The organism is Rhodoferax sp. RT5P35 (genome assembly GCF_056521385.1).
The window spans coordinates 690-1,928 of the sequence record NZ_JBWMAX010000050.1; the positions used below are offsets into that span (position 1 = coordinate 690).

Here is a 1,239-nt window from a genome sequence, read left to right on the forward strand (position 1 = left end):
GACCATGCAGCACAGCGCCAAGCCCAGCGTGCTGCGGATCAGGTGCCCGGCCAGCGACCGGAAGGGGGGATTTGGCATGCGGCATTGTGCAATCAGCGCAAAAGCGCGGCAAATTCAAAGCTGTAACGGGTTGTCACTGGATTCAACACTTTGCTGTAACGGCGAAAGTCCACACTGTCGTAGCGCTGACCAAAGCGGGCCTCGAATTTCTCGGCCATGGCCGGGGTGAACAGCACAAACATCGGGCGTTCCAGTTGCAGGCCTTCGTCGGCGAAATCGCGCCCATGGTGGTAATCAAACAGCATCACCAGCGCCCAGGCACCGGCCATGAAATGCCCACCGGCCAGCGCGGCCAGACGGCCCGACTTGAGCGCCTGCATGGCCTCTGCCGAGGTGTTGATGCCGCTGAACCACATGCTCTTGCCGGGCTGGCCGCCGCGCTGCTCCAAGGTTTGCATGGCACCCAAGGCGATCAGGTCGTTGCCCGCCCACAGCAGCCGGGCGGCGGGATAGCGGTCAAACAGCCAGGAGCTTTGCTCGGCGGCTTTTTCGCGGCTCCAGCCCGCATAGACCATCTGGTCCAGCACCACATCGTCGGCCTCGGCCACGGCCCGCTGCAGGCCCTGGTTGCGCCGAACCGAACTGGCGGTGGAGCGGTCGCCACCGATGGCCAGCAGGTGCAGTTTGCCGTCGGCCGCGTGGGCTTGGGCCGCCCGCCCGGCACGGATCAGGGCCTGGGCCGTGAGGTAACCGGCATCCTCGGCCTGGGTTTCCAGCGAGCCTATCCACTGCTTGAATTGCTGGCGCGGTTTGCCCCATTGCTGCTCTTCGGCCGCCGTAAAACCGCTGAAGGCCATGAAACACCGGATGCCGGAGCCGTCGAACAGGCGCAGCAACTCGGCACCGGTGGCGCTGTCGTTGGTGAACACCACGTAGTCGGGCCGCTGCGCCTTGGGTCGGGCCACCAGGGCCCGCGCCAACGCCAGCACCTGCAATGGATCGCGCTGGGCGTACTGCACCTCCAGGTCCACGCCCAGGCTGCCAGCCGCCGCCGCCATGGCCTGCGCAGCCGCCACCCAGTACATCTCATCCGACTTGCCAGGGTTGATGAAAGCCACTGACACCGCGTGCGCCGACCCGGCCCACCACACCGCCCACACCAGCACCAGACACCGAACCCAGGAATAGCTGCGCACACGCGTCTCCCCACAAAGGAACAGCGCGCCCATGGACTATCCC

At 65.8% G+C, this 1,239-nt stretch carries 1 protein-coding gene; it reads right to left on the bottom strand.

Annotated elements, in window-relative coordinates:
* Positions 1 to 92: 92 nt before the first annotated feature.
* Positions 93 to 1,196, bottom strand: coding sequence for an ABC transporter substrate-binding protein (locus AC097L_RS23415; protein WP_479589140.1), 1,104 nt, complete (start codon positions 1,194 to 1,196; stop codon positions 93 to 95).
* Positions 1,197 to 1,239 lie beyond the last annotated feature (43 nt).